Here is an 18,258-nt window from a genome sequence, read left to right as displayed (position 1 = left end):
GAGAGTTAAGTGTTTGTTTTTCATTGTCGGTTACCAACTTGTCCCATAGTAAGTTCTACCTTATTTCTTTGTCTCATTCTAGTTTCCAGTTTTTAAGACAGACTAGAACTTACTTTGGGAATTTACTCTTTAGAAAAATTAGGTGAATTACAGGGAAGAGATTAGATTTACTATTGAAAACTCTTTTAAGTTAGAGTATAATAATAAGAAGAAAAATGTTTTTAGAGGGGATGGAAGACATGATTACTTTATTTTTGTCACCGAGTTGTACCAGTTGTCGTAAAGCTCGTGCTTGGCTGACAAGTCACGAAGTCCCTTTTATTGAGCACAATATTATGACTAGCCCTCTAACTGCTGAGGAATTAAAGAACATTTTAGCATTGACAGAAAATGGGACAGATGACTTGATTTCTACCCGTTCAAAAGTTTTTCAGAAACTAGATATTGATGTTGATGAGCTTTCTGTGAAGCAGCTTATTGGGTTAATCGAAACCTATCCGAGTCTCTTACGGCGTCCGATTATTTTGGATGAGAAGCGGATGCAGATTGGTTTTAACGAAGATGAAATTCGTGCATTTCTTCCGCGGAAGTACCGCAAACAAGAACTAAAAAATGCTACATTGAGAGCAGAAATAGGATAAGAAAGATAAAAGATATGAACAAAAATTATTCATATCCACTTGATTTTTCGTGGAGCACAGAGGAGATTTCCTCCGTGCTTTCTTTTTTGAATCAGGTGGAAGTAGCTTATGAAAAAGGAGCAGATGCGGTAGCTATATTAGCTAGTTATAAAAGCTTCAAAGATGTTGTTAAAAGTAAGGGACAGGAACGTCAAATTGATCGTGACTTTGAAGCAGTTTCGGGTTATTCAACCTATCGAGTTGTTAAGGCTGCTCGAGACAAGGGGAAAGGAGTTATTCGTTTTGGAAACTAAGTATCACTTTGCCCAAACGATTGTCCTGGAGGCTGGAAATTTTCTCCGACAGCATCTACATGATGATCTTCAGATTGAAGAAAAAGGTGACTTTACAGACTTGGTAACGCACCTTGATAAACAAGTGCAAGAAATGCTGACTCAACAGATTCAATCTCGCTATCAAAGTGATGGGATTTTAGGTGAGGAAGGTGGAGACGTTTCTTCTATTCATGAGGGAAATGTTTGGGTTATTGATCCAATTGATGGCACCACAAATTTTATTGCTCAAAAAACTGATTTTGCCATTATGGTGGCTTATTTTGAAAATGGAGCAGGAAAGTTCGGTATCATTTATGATGTCATGCGAGACAAACTTTTCCATGGAGGAGACTCATTCCCTGTTTATTGCAATCAAGAACGCTTAAAGAAACCAGAGCTGCGCCCTCTTCGCCAGAGTTTGATAGGTGTAAATGCAAAGTTGTATGCAGCCAATGCACATGGAGTGGCAGAATTAGCAAATCAGAGTTTAGGCATAAGATCTGTAGGAAGTGCTGGGATTGGTTTTGCCCACGTTCTGGAAGGAAGATTATTTGCCTATGCTTCTTATCTGTGTCCATGGGACTACGCAGCAGCCAGTATTATTGGTTCCTCTTTAGGTTTAGTCATGTTAAGTTTTGATGGTCCGAGTCTGGCCTATGATAAGCGAGAGTTTGTCATGCTAGTATCAGAATCCCATCTTGAGGAAGTGAAGGGGTATATATTCTAATGCAATTACCACAGGATTTTATAGATAAATATAATCATTTGCTTGGTAGTGAAGCCCAAGCATTTTTTGAGAGTTTCGAACAAGACCCAATCTCAGGCTTTCGCACAAATCCTCTTAAAGAAAGCCAATTGGACTTTGAGCAACCAATCCCTAATATGACTTGGTCATACTATGGTAAGGTCTCAGGGAAATCTCCAGAACATGTAACTGGCTTAGTCTACTCACAAGAGCCAGCTGCACAGGTTGTCGGTCAGATTGCAGCTCCGGAAAAAGGGATGAAAGTGTTGGACTTGGCAGCAGCGCCAGGAGGAAAGTCTACTCACTTGCTTTCATACTTAGAAAATACAGGGCTTTTGGTTAGTAATGAAATTTCCAACAAACGAGCAAAAATCTTGGCTGAAAATATTGAGCGTTTCGGAGCGAGGAATGTTGTTGTAACAAATGAATCAGCAGACCGCTTGGAAAAGGTCTTTCCAGGATATTTCGATATGATCGTCCTAGATGCTCCCTGTTCAGGTGAAGGGATGTTTCGAAAAGACCCCGATACGATTCAATATTGGTCCAAACATTATCCAGCACAATGTGCAAGCTTACAACGAGAGATTTTAGAATCGGCCTTGAACATGTTGGCTCCAGATGGTCAATTGATTTATTCTACTTGCACTTGGTCACCAGAGGAAAATGAAGAAGTAGTGACTTGGCTCTTAGAACAATATGATTTGGAACTAATAGACATTCCTAAAATCAATGGAATGGTAGAAGGAATCGGTTATACAGAAGTTGCTCGTATGTATCCCCACCATTTTGCAGGAGAAGGTCAGTTCGTTGTCAAATTTAGATTTCTAGGAGAAGCCAGTCAGAAAAAATTAAAACCAGGAAAATCCAATTTGAATAGAGAACAACAAGCTCTCTGGAAAGAATTTGAACAGAAGCATTTAAGGGTTCAATTGGATGGTTTACTACAGGTTTTTGGCGACAATCTCTATCTACTGCCACACGGTCTTCCTGATTTGTCAAAAGTAAAGATTGCTCGAAATGGTCTTCACTTGGGGACGTTTAAGAAAAAACGATTTGAACCCAGTTTTGCTTTAGGTCTAGCACTCCTTAGTTCGGAGGTTAAAAATCGAGTGGAAATCAGCTTAGAAGAATTCTCGTCCTATACTGCTGGACATACAATAGCTGTGTCCAAGGATTTAGCTAATGGCTGGTATCAGGTAGCAGTCCAGGGGAACGGTCTTGGTTTCGCAAAAATTGTATCTGGAACGCTTAAAAACGGCTTTCCAAAAGGGTTGAGATTTTAAAATAAATCAGCAAATTTTTTTTGCAACTTGTCTTTTTATATGATATAGTGGATGAGTGGAAATATCTTGTAAATTCTATGTAAAATACAGAGTTAATTTTAGGAGATTCCACTGAAAAATGTAAAGGAAAAAACGAAATGAAAAAAAAGCAGAAGCTTGGAATTGCAGCTTTGTTTCTTTTGAGTAGTATGGCTCTTTCTGGTTGTTCTTCTTGGATCGATCGAGGAGAGTCTATTACAGCCGTAGGTTCGACAGCGCTTCAACCACTTGTTGAGGCAGCAGCAGATGAATTTGGTAGTGTCAATATCGGTAAATCCATCAATGTTCAGGGTGGAGGATCAGGTACTGGCTTGTCACAAGTTCAGTCTGGAGCTGTTCAGATTGGTAACTCTGACGTATTTGCTGAGGAAAAAGATGGTATTGATGCAAGTAAACTTGTTGACCATCAAGTAGCAGTAGCTGGTTTGGCCGTTATTGTAAATGAGCAAGTATCGGTTAAAGATATTACTACAGAAGATCTGCGTAAAATTTTTACTGGTGAGATTACCAACTGGAAAGAACTGGGTGGTAAGGATTTGGAAATTTCAATCATTAACCGTGCAGCTAGTTCAGGTTCACGTGCGACCTTTGATAGTGTTATCATGGATGGACAAACCGCAGCTCAGAGTCAAGAACAAGATTCTAACGGTATGGTAAAATCTATTGTTGCTCAGACACCAGGTGCAATTTCCTACCTATCATTTGCTTATCTAGATGATTCCGTTAAAACAATTAAGCTAAACGGTTTTGAACCAACTGCTGAAAATGTAGCAACAAATGATTGGCCAATTTGGTCCTATGAGCATATGTATACGATGGGAAAAGCGACTGATTTGACAGAAGAATTTTTAGATTACATGATGTCAGATGAAGTTCAAAATGGTATCGTTGAAAGTATGGGATACATTTCTATCAACGATATGAAAGTTGTGAAAAGTGCTGATGGCACGGTGACTGAGAAGGAGTAAGCATGAAAAACGAACAACTAGCAAAAGAGTTATCGTCTCCATCTAAAAATTCTCGATTAGAGAAGTTTGGTAAGGTAATTACATTCCTTTGTCTATCATTGATTGTCTTTATTGTTGCAATGATTTTGATTTTCGTTGCGCAGCGTGGATTATCGACTTTCTTTGTTGACGGTGTGAGCATCACTGATTTCTTATTTGGAAGCAAGTGGGAACCAAGCTCGAAAATATTTGGTGCCCTGCCAATGATTTCAGGTTCTTTCATTGTTACGATTCTGTCAGCTGTTGTTGCGACCCCTATCGCAATCGGTGCAGCGGTCTTCATGACAGAAATATCACCAAAACGTGGTGCAAAAATCTTACAACCTGTTATCGAACTTTTGGTTGGTATTCCATCGGTTGTATATGGTTTTATTGGTTTGCAAGTAGTTGTGCCATTTGTACGTTCAATCTTCGGTGGAACAGGTTTCGGTATCTTGTCGGGTGTATTTGTACTTTTCGTTATGATTTTGCCAACAGTAACCTTTATGACGGTTGACAGTTTGCGTGCAGTACCTCGTCACTACCGCGAAGCAAGTTTGGCTATGGGAGCCACTCGCTGGCAGACGATTTGGCGTGTTATTTTGAACGCAGCTAAGCCAGGTATTTTTACGGCCGTTATCTTTGGTATGGCGCGTGCCTTTGGTGAAGCCTTGGCGATTCAGATGGTAGTGGGGAACTCTGCGGTTATCCCGACTTCCTTGACAACGCCAGCAGCGACTTTGACTTCTGTTTTGACAATGGGTATCGGTAATACGGTTATGGGAACTGTTCAGAACAACGTCCTATGGTCCTTGGCCCTAGTCTTGCTCTTGATGAGTCTTATCTTTAACATGATTATGAAATTTATTACGAGAGAGGGTAAGAAAAACTATGCACGCTAAAAAATTTGATAAATTGGCGACTGGTATTCTTTACTCAATCGCTGGTGTGATTGTCGTTATATTGACGTCACTGATTCTTTACATCTTGCTACGTGGGCTGCCACATGTAAGCTGGGATTTTTTGACAAGTAAATCTTCATCTTACAAAGCTGGTGGTGGTATTGGAATTCAGCTCTACAACTCATTCTTCCTATTGGTTGTAACGCTCTTAATTTCTGTTCCCTTGTCAACCGGTGCAGGTATTTATTTGGCTGAATATGCTAAAAAAGGTCCATTGACTAACTTTATCCGTACCTGTATTGAGATTTTGTCATCCCTACCGTCCGTTGTCGTTGGTTTGTTTGGTTACTTGATTTTCGTTGTTCAGTTTGAGTACGGTTTTTCTATCTTATCAGGTGCCTTGGCTCTTACAGTCTTCAACTTACCACAGATGACGCGTAATGTAGAGGACAGCCTTCGTCATGTTCACCATACACAACGTGAAGCAGGATTGGCTCTTGGTCTATCACGTTGGGAAACTGTTCTCCATGTTGTTATCCCAGAAGCACTTCCAGGGATTGTAACAGGTATCGTCTTGGCATCTGGTCGTATCTTCGGTGAGGCAGCAGCTCTTATCTACACGGCTGGTCAGTCAGCTCCAGCTCTTGACTGGTCAAACTGGAATCCATTGAGTGTTACTAGTCCGATTTCTATCTTCCGTCAATCAGAAACCCTTGCGGTTCATATCTGGAAGGTAAACAGCGAAGGGACAATCCCAGATGCAACCCAAGTTTCTGCTGGTTCAGCAGCAATCCTCTTGGTATTTATCTTGATTTTCAACCTTTCTGCACGATATATCGGTAAGAAACTTCATGCGAAACTGACTTCAGCAGCCTAGAAGTCTGACTTATAAGGAGAAAAAATGGCAGATTACAACTGGAATGAACGCCATATCATTACTTTTCCAGAGGAGAATATCGCCCTTTCGACAAAAGATGTTCATGTTTACTATGGTAAAAATGAAGCAATCAAGGGCATTGATATGCAGTTCGAAAAAAATAAAATTACAGCCTTGATTGGACCATCAGGGTGTGGGAAATCAACCTATCTTCGCAGTCTTAATCGTATGAATGATACTATTGATATTGCTAAGGTAACCGGTCAAATTCTTTATGAAGGAATCGACATCAATAGACCAGATATGAACGTTTACGAAATTCGTAAGCATATCGGAATGGTATTCCAACGTCCCAACCCATTTGCAAAATCTATTTATCGTAACATCACATTTGCACATGAACGTGCAGGCGTGAAAGATAAGCAGGTTTTGGATGAGATTGTTGAAACTTCTCTGAAACAAGCAGCCCTTTGGGATCAGGTAAAAGATGACTTGCACAAGTCAGCCTTTACTTTATCAGGTGGACAGCAACAGCGTTTGTGTATTGCACGAGCTATCTCTGTAAAACCACAAATCTTGCTTATGGATGAGCCTGCATCAGCCTTGGACCCGATTGCGACTATGCAGTTAGAAGAAACTATGTTTGAATTGAAGAAGGACTACACCATTATCATTGTTACGCACAATATGCAACAAGCAGCTCGTGCGAGTGATTACACAGCTTTCTTCTATCTGGGTGACTTGATTGAATATGATAAGACAGCAAACGTCTTCCAGAATGCAAAACTCAAGTCAACTAGTGACTACGTTTCAGGACATTTTGGATAGAAAGGGAACAAATGACATCACCTATTTTACAAGTAAAAGATTTGTCTGTTTACTATAACAAGAAAAAAGCCTTGAATAATGTGTCAATCGATTTCTATCCAAATGAAATTACTGCTTTGATTGGACCATCTGGTTCTGGTAAGTCAACCCTCTTGCGTTCTATTAACCGTATGGGAGATTTAAACCCAGAGGTAACATTGACAGGTGCGATTGATTACAACGGAAAAAACATATACAGTCCTCGTACGGATACTGTTGATCTTCGTAAGGAAATCGGTATGGTCTTCCAACAACCAAACCCATTCCCTATGTCTATCTACGAGAATGTCGTTTATGGTTTACGTATTAACGGTATCAAGGACAAGCAGGTCTTGGACGAAGCAGTTGAGCGTTCCTTGATTGGTGCTTCTATTTGGAATGAAGTGAAAGATCGCTTGCATGACTCGGCAGTTGGACTTTCAGGTGGTCAGCAGCAACGTGTATGTGTGGCCCGCGTATTGGCGACAAGCCCAAAAATTATTTTGTTGGATGAGCCAACTTCAGCCCTTGACCCAATCTCGGCTGGTAAAATTGAGGACACACTTTATGGTCTGAAAGATAAGTATACAATGGTGCTAGTAACACGTTCTATGCAACAGGCATCACGTATTTCAGATCGAACAGGTTTCTTCCTTGATGGCGATTTGATAGAATACAATTTGACAAAAGAAATGTTCATGAACCCTGCAAACAAAGAGACAGAAGATTATATTACAGGTAAGTTTGGTTAGGCCTGTTAAAAAGAAAAGAGGTTTATATGTTAAGAGCGCAGTTTGAAGAAGAATTAGGAAAACTTCACAATCAATTTTACGCGATGGGAAATGAAGTTTTGGCTCAAATTAATAATGCTGTTCGTGCCTTTACAACTCATGATCGTGAATTGGCTAAAGAAGTGATCGAAGCCGATAAAAAAATCAATGATTTTGAAATTAAACTCGAAAAGAAATCTTTAGAGATTATTGCTTTGCAACAACCAGTTTCTACAGATTTACGTCGAGTAATCACTGTCTTGAAAGCAACAAGTGACTTAGAACGTATGGGAGACCACGCAGTTTCGATCGCAAAAGCTGCTATTCGTATGAAAGGCGAAGTCCGTATTCCAGTAGTTGAAGATGAAGTGAAGAAGATGGGGCGCGAAGTTCGAAAACTTGTTGAAGAAACTTTGGAGCTTTATCTTGGTGATGCGGATATGGAAGTCGCATATGAAGTAGCTGCTCGTGATGAGGTTGTTAATGAGTTTTATTCAAGTATCCAAGAATTGACAACGGAAGAAATCAAGAAGAATCCAGAATCCTTGGTTGCTGGTCGCGACTATTACCAAGTTTTAACCTACTTGGAACGTGTCGGTGATTATGCTAAAAATATTTGTGAGTGGGTTGTTTATCTACGCACAGGTGATATTACAGAGTTGTAATTCAGAAGTCCGAGAGGGCTTCTTTTTATGTAATGGACTTTTATAAAAAATGCTGAATTTCTTTAGCGTGGTTTAAGTTTTCAATACTATACTATTATCATCAGGTAAAGAGGAGTTATTTAATGGGTCTCATTCTGATAATATTCTATTGAAAAGGGGAATTTCATGTCATTTATTAATCAATTTAAGTCACAGTCAAAAACAGTACTAGCTGCTGTTGCTATTTCAGCTGCTACCTTGGGCTTTGCAGGGGGAATGAGTATTTCTAAAAGCTCAGCAGGAGTTTCAACACAAAGTCAGGCAACTTTGGCGCAAAATGGTTCCGTAGCTAAGAGTGGACAAGTAGCTACCCAAGGTATGCCACCAGGTCAAGGTGGAGCTAAACAAGATATGTCACCAAGACAAGGAGGAAATAGCCGAGGCATGCCACCAGGTCAAGGAGGTCCTACACAAGGCATGCCATCTGGACAAGGTACAACTCCTCCTGATGCGACAAGTGGAGCAACCCAGTCAAACTCGAGTACTTCTTCTGATGAAGTGAATGCTTTAAAAAAGAGGAATCAAGAAATTAAAGCTCAAATTTCAGGAGATAGTAGTTCTTCTAATCAATAAATATTGAGATTTCGATTTTTACTTATTCCATGATATAATGAACTCGTATCAATAAATAGTTAGATAAAGACTACCTTATCATTCATTTTTCAGATGGTCATAGTAATACTTTATCTAACCATTTCTCTTAAAGACCGTGACCTGTCCCAGGTCTTTGGTTTGTTTATTAAACCGAAATGTAAGGAAGTGTATGATGATTAAAATATTGTTAGTGGAAGATGATTTAAGTCTATCAAATTCTGTTTTCGATTTCTTAGATGATTTTGCAGATGTTATGCAGGTTTTTGATGGTGAGGAGGGCGTTTATGAGGCGGAAACAGGCGTTTATGATTTGATTCTTTTGGATTTGATGTTGCCTGACAAAGATGGCTTTCAAGTCTTGAAAGAGTTACGTGAAAAGGGGGTTACGACACCAGTTCTGATTACCACAGCCAAGGAAAGTCTAGAGGATAAAGGCCATGGTTTTGAATTGGGAGCTGATGACTACTTGACAAAACCGTTTTATTTAGAAGAATTGAAGATGCGAATTCAAGCTCTATTAAAACGAGCGGGTAAGTTTAATGAAAACACACTAACCTTTGGAGATGTGACAGTTGACCTATCTACAAATATGACGATGGTAAATGGCGAAGAAGTTGAACTGCTAGGAAAAGAATTTGACCTACTAGTTTATTTCTTGCAAAACCAAAATGTTATTTTGCCAAAAACACAAATTTTTGACCGTATTTGGGGCTTTGATAGTGATACTACAATTTCAGTAGTAGAAGTATATGTTTCTAAAATTAGGAAAAAGTTGAAAGGAACGACTTTTGGGGAAAATCTTCAAACCCTGCGTAGTGTCGGATACATTCTAAAAAATGCCTAAGCGATTTAAAAAATTAATGTACACGGATAAATTTTCTTTCTTTATCCGTTATTTTGCAGTATTTACTCTGATTTTTGGTTTAATGACAGCCATCATTTTTCAATTAATGCGTTCAACTATGTACCAAAATTCAGATAACACCTTGAAACGCATTAAGAAAGAACCAGCGCTGGCTGTTGGTTTTGCAATCGCAAGAACCTATGAGCCCAATTCTGTATTTATCCTTCAAGATAGTCCAACTGGTGAAGAAACTACGAGCTCTAGTTCAGATAGCATGTCTGTTCCTAAAAATCAAAAAAATACTAGAGCTGGAGATCAGCTGAGATTAGGTGCCAATACTCATGTTTTACTCTATAGTAAAAGCGGAGAGATGATTAATCCAGATACTTTTACTGGTTTGGCCGACCTATCATTAGACAAGGAAAAATTGGGTGAAATTAAGGAAACTACGGTTGAATCAAGTTTTGGTATGTCTGAAGATTATCGCTATATAACGATTGGGCTGGCTACAGATGAACTAGGTTATTATTCGTCCTATGATATAAAATATGCGACAATTTTGGTGAATGTCAGCCAAATTAAATCTTCCATTGAGAGCTATGAATCGACAGTTGCTATTGTTATGGTATCAGCTTGGTTGATTTCTATACTAGCAAGTATTTACCTATCGAATCTTAGCATGCGTCCAATCTTAATCAGTTATCAAAAACAAAAAGACTTCGTTGAAAATGCTAGTCATGAGTTACGCACACCGTTGGCAGTTCTTCAAAATCGCCTGGAAAGTCTATTTCGTCATCCCGAGACAACTATTTTGGAAAGTAGTGAAAGCATCGGATCTAGTTTAGAAGAAGTGCGAAATATGCGACTATTGACAACAAATTTACTTAATTTGGCTCGTCGTGATGATGGCTTAAAAGTCGATATGATCGATGTCCAACCCAACTATTTTGATGAAATCTTTGCTAATTACCTTATGATTGCCGAAGAAAATGGAAAAACTCTAACAGTTAATAATTTGATTCATCAGCCAATTCGAACAGACAAGGTTTTGATTAAACAGTTGCTCACCATTTTGTTTGACAACGCTATGAAGTATACCGATGATGATGGGACAATTCAAATAGCAGCTAATATCAAGGACAAACTAGTTTGTTTTACAGTTATTGACAATGGTTTGGGAATCAGCGATGCCGATAAAAAGAAAATCTTTGATCGATTTTACCGAGTTGACAAGGCTAGAACACGTCAAAAAGGTGGATTTGGTTTAGGTTTATCTTTAGCTCAACAAATTATTAAGAATTTAGATGGTGAGATTTCTGTGAGAGATAACCAACCGAAAGGGACTATTTTTGAGGTACGTTTACCCAAATAACTAACCATTCATCAAGATTAGAGGCTGGGTAAAAAGTCCAGCCTTTCTTCTCAAAGTTCGCTCTATTTCCAACTTCCAACTGTCTCCCAGATAGTTTTGTAGCGAACTCTGTTCGCTCTATCTCCAGCCTCCAAAGGTTCGGGGAACTGTTTCAGCTGGTCACCTAAAAATAAGAAAGTGACCATAGAAAATCTAACCTAAATGTTTGGAAGTTCGGGGAACTCTTTTTCGATCTATTGAATTCTTTCCACTCCCTTTTTGTTTTGTGTAGTTTGTCAGATGCCTCCTAATTATGTTATACTTAAACAAGAATGGGGGTAAATATGAGGAAAGTTTCTCGTGGAATTTTAACAATATTATTATCGGCGACAGTCCTTTCTGCTTGTTCAGGAGGAGGGAAAATTTTAAGTGAACGTTTGGAAGCGGCTAAAGTTGAATTTTCTAAAGAAAAAAAGCAACTAGAAGCAGAATTAACAGCATTAAAAGAAGAGGTTCAAGGAAATTTTTACTACCAACAATTGGATACTGATAAGGAACGTCGTGTCTATCTCCAATTTGTTAATGGACTCAGCAAGCGGATGCAAGTGATCGATATTGATTCTGTTAATGATGAAATATATTCACGCGTCTATTTTTCTGTCGCTCATGATTATCCAGAATTTTACTGGCTAACAGATGAAGCAGCAATGGCTGGTGGAATTGATATATTGGATTTAGAAGAGCCGGTGTATCCGAGTGATTTATCTCCGACACAAAATAAAATAGAAGATGAAGTGAATAAGATACTTGCTCAGACACCAAAAGGGTCGGACTATGAGAAGGTTAAATATTTTTATGAGGTGATTATAAAGCAAACGGATTACGACCTTGAAGCCCTGCAGACCAAATCTGTCACGTGGAGAAGTCAAGGAATTACCAGCGTGCTATTAGATAAGAAATCGGTTTGTGCCGGCTATAGTCGCACCTTCCAATATCTATGTAAAAAAGCAGGTATTGATTGTATTTATGTTACAGGGATTGCAAAAAATGGGCAAAACGGTGAGTTTGGGCATGCTTGGAATCTGGTCAAGATAAATGGACAATACTATGGTGTTGATACGACTTGGGGAGACCCAGTTTTTGATCAAGCTATAAGTGGAGAAGCGCATACAGATATTTCATACGATTATCTATGTGTCCCTGATGAAATCTTAGAGAGAAGTAGAATTGCTGATACCGACCTCCTCGACTACTGGGGAGAAGAACAATATTACGAACCTAGAGCATTGACCTATCCAAAGTGCACAGATAATTCATTGAATTACTATGTTCAAAAGGGAATCTATTTCACAAGCTTTGATGAAGCTGCAGTTTTACAGTCCATCACTGATCAGCGACTACAAGGTACGGATAAAGTAGTCTTGCAATTTGGAACAGCAGAAGCAATGCAACAAATGATTACATTGGCCTCTACTGAAAATAATGCTATTTTTCAGGCTTTGGGCGATGTAGGAGAGTATCAGTACTATTATAATGATCAAACCTATACATTTGAACTGGCAGATTGGTTCTAACGAATTAGTTTGAATCACAAGGAACATGCTCTTCCCTAATAATAAAAAAATAGGGAGCGAGGAAGACATACATGATGGCTCCGCTCTCACCCACAGAATAATGAAAACGAACATAAAAGCCCTCACTAGGTGTATAATCTTAGTGAGGGCTTTGTGGTTGACGAGTTAATGATGTTATTCATCGAGGGAAAAACTAATCCACTTTGTCCCGCCTCCTTATGATGGAAAAAATAAAAAAAAGGAAACCCAAAGGTTTCTTTTTAAATTAAGCAAGTTTTGATGCAAGACGTGCTTTATCGCGGCTTGCTTTGTTTTTGTGAATCAAACCTTTAGTTTCTGCTTTATCGATTGCTGAACTAGCAGCACGGAAAAGCTCTTCAGATGGGTTAGCTTCAAATGCTTTGATTGCAGTACGCATAGCTGATTTTTGTGCTGAGTTTTTCTCGTTTTGTTTAACGTTCAATTCAGCGCGTTTGATAGCTGACTTAATGTTTGCCAATGGTTTCACCTCCACCCTTTCTTGTACTAACTATACCATTATATCTGAAAAGAGTATTTTTGACAAGTGAAATTTATTTTTTTAGATAAATTTTATCAATCTCATGGTTTTCGGCCTTATGAAGAATAATATCAGCACGGTTTCTGGTTGGTTCAATGAATTTTTCTAAGTTAGCTAGATTAATGTTTTTCCAAGTATTCTGGGCAATAGATAGAATCTCAGGGTACGTCATCTGGGTAAAACGATGGTAATAGTTGTTAGGGTCATTTTTTGCCAATGTTAACAATTTTTGGAATCGCTCCAAGTACCAGGTTTCAATATGTTCTACATCAGCGTCAACGTATATAGATAGGTCAAAATAGTCACTGACATAGAGGCGCTGGTTTTGTGGATTTTGAAATACATTGATTCCCTCAACAATCAAGAAATCTGGAGACTTAATCTCCTGAGTTTTGTTGGGGACAATATCATAGATTTCATGTGAATAGACAGGGATTTGGCAGTCGTAGCCGTTTTTTATCTTATCAAGGAAATCAATCAATTTCTCCATGTCATAGGACTCAGGAAACCCCTTTTTATTTAACAGTTGCCGTTCTTCTAAAACCGCATTTGGATGGAGAAATCCATCCGTTGTCACTAATTCAACCTTGGCGTGTTTAAATGTCCGAGCGATAAGAATTTGCAGCAATCTACTAGTTGTTGATTTGCCGACAGCAACACTTCCAGAAACGCCAATGATAAACGGTTGAGGCTTGATAGTTTTCTGTAGAAATAAACTCTTCGTAAAATTTAGGTCTTTGCGTGCTTTCCGATAGATATGGATAAGATTAACCAAAGGAAGATAGATGTCAGAAACCTCATGTAATTGGATGCGGTCGTTAAAACTTTTAATAGAATTTAGTTCGCTTTGACTAAGTGGAATGGTAGTCTTACGATGTAGTTGTTGCCAAGTGGCTCGGTCAATTTGTTCAAAATTTAAAAATTCATTTTTCATACATAATTCTTCCTATAGGTAAGCGTTTCAATATCGATTTCATTTTATCATATTTTTCATGTAAGAAAAACTCTTGAAAACGTTTTTAGGAAATGTTATAATAAGTACATGTCCAATATGTATTACGAAAAAAATCCTACAATAGCACATGATATTCATGAAATCCACGTAAACTTACTAGACACCCCAATGTCTTTCATGACAGATGCAGGTGTTTTTAGCAAGAAGATGGTTGATTATGGTAGTCAAGTGCTTTTAAAAACCCTTTATTTTGAAAAAGGGGCATCGGTGTTGGATGTTGGCTGTGGTTATGGACCAATTGGTTTGACACTTGCTAAGGTGTTTAGCACCAAGACAACGCTGATTGATATTAATAGCAGAGCTTTGGATTTAGCTACAAAAAATGCAGAGAGGAATGGTGTTATCGCTAAAATTTATCAATCCAATATCTACGAAAACGTGGACGAAACATTCAATCATATTGTTTCAAATCCACCTATTCGAGCCGGAAAATCGGTTGTACATGAAGTAATTGCTGGGGCCTTTCAACGCTTAGAGGCACACGGAACCTTGTCCATTGTCATTCAAAAGAAACAAGGTGCTCCGAGTGCCAAAGCTAAGATGGAAGAGGTGTTCGGCAACTGCCAGATTATAAAGAAAGATAAGGGTTACTACATCCTTGAAAGTGTGAAAGAATGAGAGCAGTTGATTTAATTCAAAAAAAGCGTGATGGCTTAGAACTATCGTCTGAAGAAATCAAATGGTTGATTGATGGATATGTAGCTGGGACAGTACCGGATTATCAAATGTCAGCCTTGGCGATGGCGATTTATTTTAAAGGGATGTCAACACGTGAGATTTCTGATTTGACAATGTCCATGGTTGCAACGGGTGAACAGATTGATTTGTCTGCAATCCCAGGCATCAAGGTAGATAAGCATTCTACAGGTGGTGTCGGAGATAAGGTTACACTCATCTTAGCGCCATTGGTAGCAAGTTTTGATATTCCAGTTGCAAAGATGAGCGGTCGTGGACTTGGTCATACTGGCGGAACCTTGGATAAGTTAGAGTCAATCAAAGGATACCAGATTGAAGTTAGCCAAGCAGATTTCATCAAGCAAGTTCAACATACTGGTGTTGCAGTTATTGGTCAGTCAGATAATCTTGTCAAAGCTGATAAACTACTCTATGCCCTTCGTGACGTGACAGCAACCGTTGACATTATTCCGCTGATTGCCAGCTCAGTAATGTCTAAGAAAATTGCCGCAGGTGCGGATGCGATTCTTTTAGATGTCACGGTGGGAGAAGGTGCCTTCATGAAGACTGTTGAAGAGGCACGGGTTCTAGCTCAAACCATGGTGGATCTTGGGAAGGCGGTTGGTCGTAAGACAGTTGCAGTTTTGACTGACATGTCTCAACCAGTTGGAACTTCGATTGGAAATCGTTTGGAAATTTTAGAGGCTATTGAAATTTTACAGGGTAAAGGTCGAGAAGATGTTACCGAATTTATCTGTGAACTAGCCCAAATTATGTTGGGGCTTGCTAATGTTGAGAAAAGCATTGAAGAAGTACGCCAGCATATTGACAATGGTGCAGCATTGAAGAAATTTGAAGAGATGGTCCGTGCTCAAGGTGGTGACTTAGAAGATTTATATCGCCCAGTTCAGGTTACACAGCAAGTTCCAGTTCTTGCGGAAGAGGATGGCTATATTGTGGGGCTTCCTGCTTTGGAATTTGGTCTCTTTGCAATGAAACTTGGTGCAGGTCGTGCAGTCAAGACTGACAATTTAGATTATGAAACAGGTATTGTTTTCCATAAGAAAGTGGGGGAAGCTGTTTCTAAAGGCGAGCAAATCGCAACGATTTATGCCAATGAAAATATTTCGGAAAACATGCTTACAAATTTCCAAAAAAATGTTAAAATAGATAAAGAAAGTGTAAAAACGAAAGAAATCATCGAGATTATTTCTTAATGTACGGAGAAAGCTATGAAATTGAATAAATATATTGACCACACAATCTTGAAACCTGAGACAACACAAGAGCAGGTTGAAAAAATTTTAGCAGAAGCAAAAGAATATGATTTTGCAAGTGTCTGTGTTAACCCAACTTGGGTTGCTTTAGCAGCTGAAAGCTTGAAAGATAGTGATGTAAAAGTTTGTACGGTTATTGGTTTCCCTCTCGGAGCAAACACACCTGCTGTAAAAGCATTCGAAACAAAAGACGCAATTTCAAATGGAGCAGATGAGATTGACATGGTTATCAATATCGGTGCTCTGAAAACTGGAAATTACGATTTGGTTTTGGAGGATATTAAAGCTGTTGTAGAAGCAAGTGGTGATAAACTAGTCAAAGTTATCATCGAAGCATGTCTCCTTACTGACGATGAGAAAGTGAAGGCTTGTCAATTATCTCAAGAAGCTGGTGCGGACTATGTTAAAACATCTACAGGATTTTCTACAGGTGGTGCTACAGTAGCGGATGTTGCCTTGATGAGAAAAACAGTAGGTCCTGACATGGGAGTGAAGGCTTCTGGTGGTGCACGTTCTTATGAAGATGCTATTGCTTTTATCGAAGCAGGAGCGTCTCGTATTGGTGCGTCATCAGGCGTGGCAATCATGAATGGAGCGCAGGCGGATGGAGACTATTGATTTAATTGAATTAGCTGTAAAAAACAGTCAAAAAGCATACGTACCGTACTCAAAGTTTCCAGTTAGTGCAGTTCTTGTAGCTAAGACAGGGGAAATATTTACGGGTGTAAACATTGAAAATGCGAGCTTTGGTTTGACCAATTGCGCTGAAAGGACAGCTATTTTCAAGGCCATTTCTGAAGGTGTGAAAGATTTTTCTGAGATCATTATTTATGGTGAAACAGAAAAGCCAATATCTCCTTGTGGAGCTTGTCGCCAAGTTATGGCAGAATTTTTTGATAAGGATTTAAAAGTGACCTTGGTCGCTAAAGATAAATCGACAGTCGAGATGACAGTCGGGGAATTACTTCCATATTCCTTTACAGACTTAACCTAGTCTGTATGACAGTCATTTGACTGTAGCAATATTACTCTGCAACAATGTAGTTGCAAAAAGATTTTTAGGAGGGTTCAGAAATGAACAAGAAACTTGTTGGACTTGGTCTAGCAGCTGTTGCGGCTGTATCTTTGGCTGCATGTGGTAACCGTGCTTCAAAAAGCAGTAGCTCAGAAGCATCTTCATCAGCGGACACATCTGTGAAAGCTGCTATCGTTACTGACATTGGTGGTGTTGATGACCGTTCATTTAACCAATCTGCTTGGGAAGGTCTTCAAGAGTGGGGTAAAGCAGCTAGTCTTTCCAAAGGTAATGGCTACGATTACTTCCAATCAGCTAGTGAATCAGATTATATCACAAACCTTGATTCAGCTGTTGCTGGTGGTTACAATCTTGTGTTTGGTATTGGTTTTGCCTTGGAGAGTGCGATTGCTGAGGTTGCACCAAATAATCCTAATACACACTATGTAATCGTGGATAGTGTTGTTCCAGATCAAGACAATGTAGTTAGCGTAGGTTTCGCAGACCATGAAGCATCATATCTTGCTGGTGTTGCTGCAGCTAAATCAACTAAAACAAATCACGTAGGTTTCATCGGTGGTATGGAAGGTGTTATCATCGATCGCTTTGAAGCTGGTTTCGTTGCTGGTGCTAAGTCTGTAAACAAAGACATCAAGATTACAGTTGACTATGCAGGTTCATTTGGTGACGCTGCCAAAGGTCAAACTCTTGCAGCTGCTCAATATGCTGCAGGTGCAGATGTTATCTTCCACGCTTCTGGTGGTACTGGTAACGGTGTATTTGCTGCTGCTAAAGCAGAAAACGAAACTCGTAATGAAGCAGATAAAGTTTGGGTAATCGGTGTTGACCGTGACCAATCAGCAGAAGGTACATACACTTCTAAAGATGGTAAGTCTTCTAACTTTGTATTGGCTTCAACATTGAAACAAGTTGGTACTTCAGTTAAAGATATTGCAACTAAGGCAGCTGCAGGTGATTTCCCTGGCGGTAAAGTACTTCAATTCTCATTGAAAGATAAAGGTGTTGAATTGGCAGAAACTAATCTTTCAGAAGATGCTTCTAAAGCAGTTGCAGATGCTAAACAAGCAATTTTGGATGGCAAAGTAGAAGTTCCTGAAAAACCTTAATGAATTTCTTTTCGACAATTCCGATTCGGCGACCCGACGGGGCGCCGTTTTCGGGCTGAGATTTTTCTCAGTAAAGCCTATCAGCTATGGTAGGTTTTACTGACAAAAATGGTATAGTTG

At 39.1% G+C, this 18,258-nt stretch carries 21 protein-coding genes; 19 read left to right on the top strand and 2 right to left on the bottom strand.

Features of this window, described 5'->3' with window-relative positions; translation table 11 throughout:
- Positions 1–239: 239 nt before the first annotated feature.
- From ODU45_RS06935 to ODU45_RS06870, 14 genes are all read left to right on the top strand, one after another.
- On the top strand, positions 240–641 hold the full coding sequence (locus tag ODU45_RS06935; RefSeq protein WP_009909989.1) for a Spx/MgsR family RNA polymerase-binding regulatory protein: 402 nt from the start codon (positions 240–242) through the stop codon (positions 639–641).
- 14 nt (positions 642–655) lie between these two features.
- Positions 656–934, top strand: a complete 279-nt coding sequence (locus tag ODU45_RS06930; protein WP_136647085.1) for a UPF0223 family protein — start codon at positions 656–658, stop codon at positions 932–934.
- On the top strand, positions 924–1,682 hold the full coding sequence (locus tag ODU45_RS06925) for an inositol monophosphatase family protein (protein ID WP_136647086.1): 759 nt from the start codon (positions 924–926) through the stop codon (positions 1,680–1,682). Before ODU45_RS06930 ends, ODU45_RS06925 begins: the two co-directional genes overlap by 11 nt.
- The gene (locus ODU45_RS06920; RefSeq protein WP_398581016.1) at positions 1,682–2,983 is read left to right on the top strand and encodes an RsmF rRNA methyltransferase first C-terminal domain-containing protein; all 1,302 of its coding nucleotides are present in this window, start codon (positions 1,682–1,684) and stop codon (positions 2,981–2,983) included. Before ODU45_RS06925 ends, ODU45_RS06920 begins: the two co-directional genes overlap by 1 nt.
- A gap of 137 nt (positions 2,984–3,120) precedes the next feature.
- On the top strand, positions 3,121–3,990 hold the full coding sequence (locus ODU45_RS06915) for a phosphate ABC transporter substrate-binding protein PstS family protein (protein WP_024395284.1): 870 nt from the start codon (positions 3,121–3,123) through the stop codon (positions 3,988–3,990).
- A 2-nt stretch (positions 3,991–3,992) separates the two neighbouring features.
- A complete protein-coding gene (gene pstC / locus ODU45_RS06910) occupies positions 3,993–4,910 on the top strand; it encodes a phosphate ABC transporter permease subunit PstC (RefSeq protein ID WP_002937619.1) in 918 nt (305 codons plus the stop codon).
- Positions 4,900–5,787 (top strand): phosphate ABC transporter permease PstA, encoded by an 888-nt coding sequence (gene pstA, locus ODU45_RS06905; protein ID WP_002937616.1) that lies wholly within the window; start codon positions 4,900–4,902, stop codon positions 5,785–5,787. The genes pstC and pstA overlap by 11 nt, the downstream gene beginning before the upstream one ends.
- Before the next feature lie 24 nt (positions 5,788–5,811).
- The gene (pstB, locus tag ODU45_RS06900) at positions 5,812–6,615 is read left to right on the top strand and encodes a phosphate ABC transporter ATP-binding protein PstB (protein ID WP_002940866.1); all 804 of its coding nucleotides are present in this window, start codon (positions 5,812–5,814) and stop codon (positions 6,613–6,615) included.
- A gap of 11 nt (positions 6,616–6,626) precedes the next feature.
- Positions 6,627–7,385 (top strand): phosphate ABC transporter ATP-binding protein PstB, encoded by a 759-nt coding sequence (gene pstB, locus ODU45_RS06895; protein ID WP_024385294.1) that lies wholly within the window; start codon positions 6,627–6,629, stop codon positions 7,383–7,385.
- Between the two features lie 26 nt (positions 7,386–7,411).
- Positions 7,412–8,068, top strand: a complete 657-nt coding sequence (gene phoU, locus ODU45_RS06890; protein ID WP_024413748.1) for a phosphate signaling complex protein PhoU — start codon at positions 7,412–7,414, stop codon at positions 8,066–8,068.
- Between the two features lie 165 nt (positions 8,069–8,233).
- Positions 8,234–8,680 (top strand): hypothetical protein, encoded by a 447-nt coding sequence (locus tag ODU45_RS06885; RefSeq protein WP_136647088.1) that lies wholly within the window; start codon positions 8,234–8,236, stop codon positions 8,678–8,680.
- A 193-nt stretch (positions 8,681–8,873) separates the two neighbouring features.
- Positions 8,874–9,545 (top strand): response regulator transcription factor, encoded by a 672-nt coding sequence (locus tag ODU45_RS06880; protein ID WP_024400692.1) that lies wholly within the window; start codon positions 8,874–8,876, stop codon positions 9,543–9,545.
- On the top strand, positions 9,538–10,917 hold the full coding sequence (locus ODU45_RS06875) for a cell wall metabolism sensor histidine kinase WalK (protein WP_105178521.1): 1,380 nt from the start codon (positions 9,538–9,540) through the stop codon (positions 10,915–10,917). The genes ODU45_RS06880 and ODU45_RS06875 overlap by 8 nt, the downstream gene beginning before the upstream one ends.
- Before the next feature lie 323 nt (positions 10,918–11,240).
- Positions 11,241–12,470, top strand: coding sequence for a transglutaminase domain-containing protein (locus ODU45_RS06870; protein ID WP_136647089.1), 1,230 nt, complete (start codon positions 11,241–11,243; stop codon positions 12,468–12,470).
- 265 nt (positions 12,471–12,735) lie between these two features.
- Here ODU45_RS06870 and rpsT read toward each other — a convergent pair whose 3' ends face one another.
- Together rpsT and coaA are read right to left on the bottom strand one after the other, a co-directional pair.
- Positions 12,736–12,984, bottom strand: a complete 249-nt coding sequence (gene rpsT, locus ODU45_RS06865) for a 30S ribosomal protein S20 (RefSeq protein WP_012027069.1) — start codon at positions 12,982–12,984, stop codon at positions 12,736–12,738.
- 58 nt (positions 12,985–13,042) lie between these two features.
- Positions 13,043–13,963, bottom strand: a complete 921-nt coding sequence (gene coaA, locus ODU45_RS06860; protein WP_002935283.1) for a type I pantothenate kinase — start codon at positions 13,961–13,963, stop codon at positions 13,043–13,045.
- Positions 13,964–14,071: 108 nt separating this feature from the next.
- Here coaA and ODU45_RS06855 point away from each other — a divergent pair, with 108 nt between their 5' ends.
- From ODU45_RS06855 to ODU45_RS06835, 5 genes are all read left to right on the top strand, one after another.
- On the top strand, positions 14,072–14,662 hold the full coding sequence (locus ODU45_RS06855; RefSeq protein WP_024405804.1) for a class I SAM-dependent methyltransferase: 591 nt from the start codon (positions 14,072–14,074) through the stop codon (positions 14,660–14,662).
- Entirely contained in the window at positions 14,659–15,936 is a 1,278-nt protein-coding gene (locus tag ODU45_RS06850) for a pyrimidine-nucleoside phosphorylase (protein WP_398581015.1), read from the top strand. Before ODU45_RS06855 ends, ODU45_RS06850 begins: the two co-directional genes overlap by 4 nt.
- Before the next feature lie 15 nt (positions 15,937–15,951).
- Complete coding sequence (gene deoC, locus ODU45_RS06845) at positions 15,952–16,614, top strand: deoxyribose-phosphate aldolase (RefSeq protein WP_024418109.1); 663 nt, start codon at positions 15,952–15,954, stop codon at positions 16,612–16,614.
- The gene (locus ODU45_RS06840) at positions 16,601–16,990 is read left to right on the top strand and encodes a cytidine deaminase (protein ID WP_002940839.1); all 390 of its coding nucleotides are present in this window, start codon (positions 16,601–16,603) and stop codon (positions 16,988–16,990) included. Before deoC ends, ODU45_RS06840 begins: the two co-directional genes overlap by 14 nt.
- Positions 16,991–17,070: 80 nt before the next feature.
- Positions 17,071–18,138, top strand: a complete 1,068-nt coding sequence (locus tag ODU45_RS06835; protein WP_044758722.1) for a BMP family protein — start codon at positions 17,071–17,073, stop codon at positions 18,136–18,138.
- The last annotated feature ends 120 nt before the right edge of the window (positions 18,139–18,258 follow it).

Origin of the sequence: Streptococcus sp. 2022WUSS135 (genome assembly GCF_044427045.1) — a bacterium.
In the GTDB taxonomy this organism is placed as follows: domain Bacteria; phylum Bacillota; class Bacilli; order Lactobacillales; family Streptococcaceae; genus Streptococcus; species Streptococcus hashimotonensis.
The sequence above is the reverse complement of the archived record's forward strand: the minus strand, read 5'-3'. Positions and strand labels throughout refer to the sequence as shown.

Excerpts from the sequence above, each read along its gene's own strand:
- ODU45_RS06850 (WP_398581015.1), top strand. The coding sequence starts at position 14,659 with ATGAGAGCAGTTGATTTAATTCAAAAAAAGCGTGATGGCTTAGAACTA.
- ODU45_RS06855 (WP_024405804.1), top strand. The coding sequence starts at position 14,072 with ATGTCCAATATGTATTACGAAAAAAATCCTACAATAGCACATGATATT.
- ODU45_RS06835 (WP_044758722.1), top strand. The coding sequence starts at position 17,071 with ATGAACAAGAAACTTGTTGGACTTGGTCTAGCAGCTGTTGCGGCTGTA.
- ODU45_RS06885 (WP_136647088.1), top strand. The coding sequence starts at position 8,234 with ATGTCATTTATTAATCAATTTAAGTCACAGTCAAAAACAGTACTAGCT.
- ODU45_RS06930 (WP_136647085.1), top strand. The coding sequence starts at position 656 with ATGAACAAAAATTATTCATATCCACTTGATTTTTCGTGGAGCACAGAG.
- pstA (WP_002937616.1), top strand. The coding sequence starts at position 4,900 with ATGCACGCTAAAAAATTTGATAAATTGGCGACTGGTATTCTTTACTCA.
- pstB (WP_024385294.1), top strand. The coding sequence starts at position 6,627 with ATGACATCACCTATTTTACAAGTAAAAGATTTGTCTGTTTACTATAAC.
- deoC (WP_024418109.1), top strand. The coding sequence starts at position 15,952 with ATGAAATTGAATAAATATATTGACCACACAATCTTGAAACCTGAGACA.
- ODU45_RS06920 (WP_398581016.1), top strand. The coding sequence starts at position 1,682 with ATGCAATTACCACAGGATTTTATAGATAAATATAATCATTTGCTTGGT.
- phoU (WP_024413748.1), top strand. The coding sequence starts at position 7,412 with ATGTTAAGAGCGCAGTTTGAAGAAGAATTAGGAAAACTTCACAATCAA.
- ODU45_RS06870 (WP_136647089.1), top strand. The coding sequence starts at position 11,241 with ATGAGGAAAGTTTCTCGTGGAATTTTAACAATATTATTATCGGCGACA.
- ODU45_RS06840 (WP_002940839.1), top strand. The coding sequence starts at position 16,601 with ATGGAGACTATTGATTTAATTGAATTAGCTGTAAAAAACAGTCAAAAA.
- ODU45_RS06875 (WP_105178521.1), top strand. The coding sequence starts at position 9,538 with ATGCCTAAGCGATTTAAAAAATTAATGTACACGGATAAATTTTCTTTC.
- pstC (WP_002937619.1), top strand. The coding sequence starts at position 3,993 with ATGAAAAACGAACAACTAGCAAAAGAGTTATCGTCTCCATCTAAAAAT.
- ODU45_RS06935 (WP_009909989.1), top strand. The coding sequence starts at position 240 with ATGATTACTTTATTTTTGTCACCGAGTTGTACCAGTTGTCGTAAAGCT.
- ODU45_RS06915 (WP_024395284.1), top strand. The coding sequence starts at position 3,121 with ATGAAAAAAAAGCAGAAGCTTGGAATTGCAGCTTTGTTTCTTTTGAGT.
- ODU45_RS06880 (WP_024400692.1), top strand. The coding sequence starts at position 8,874 with ATGATTAAAATATTGTTAGTGGAAGATGATTTAAGTCTATCAAATTCT.
- pstB (WP_002940866.1), top strand. The coding sequence starts at position 5,812 with ATGGCAGATTACAACTGGAATGAACGCCATATCATTACTTTTCCAGAG.
- coaA (WP_002935283.1), bottom strand. The coding sequence starts at position 13,963 with ATGAAAAATGAATTTTTAAATTTTGAACAAATTGACCGAGCCACTTGG.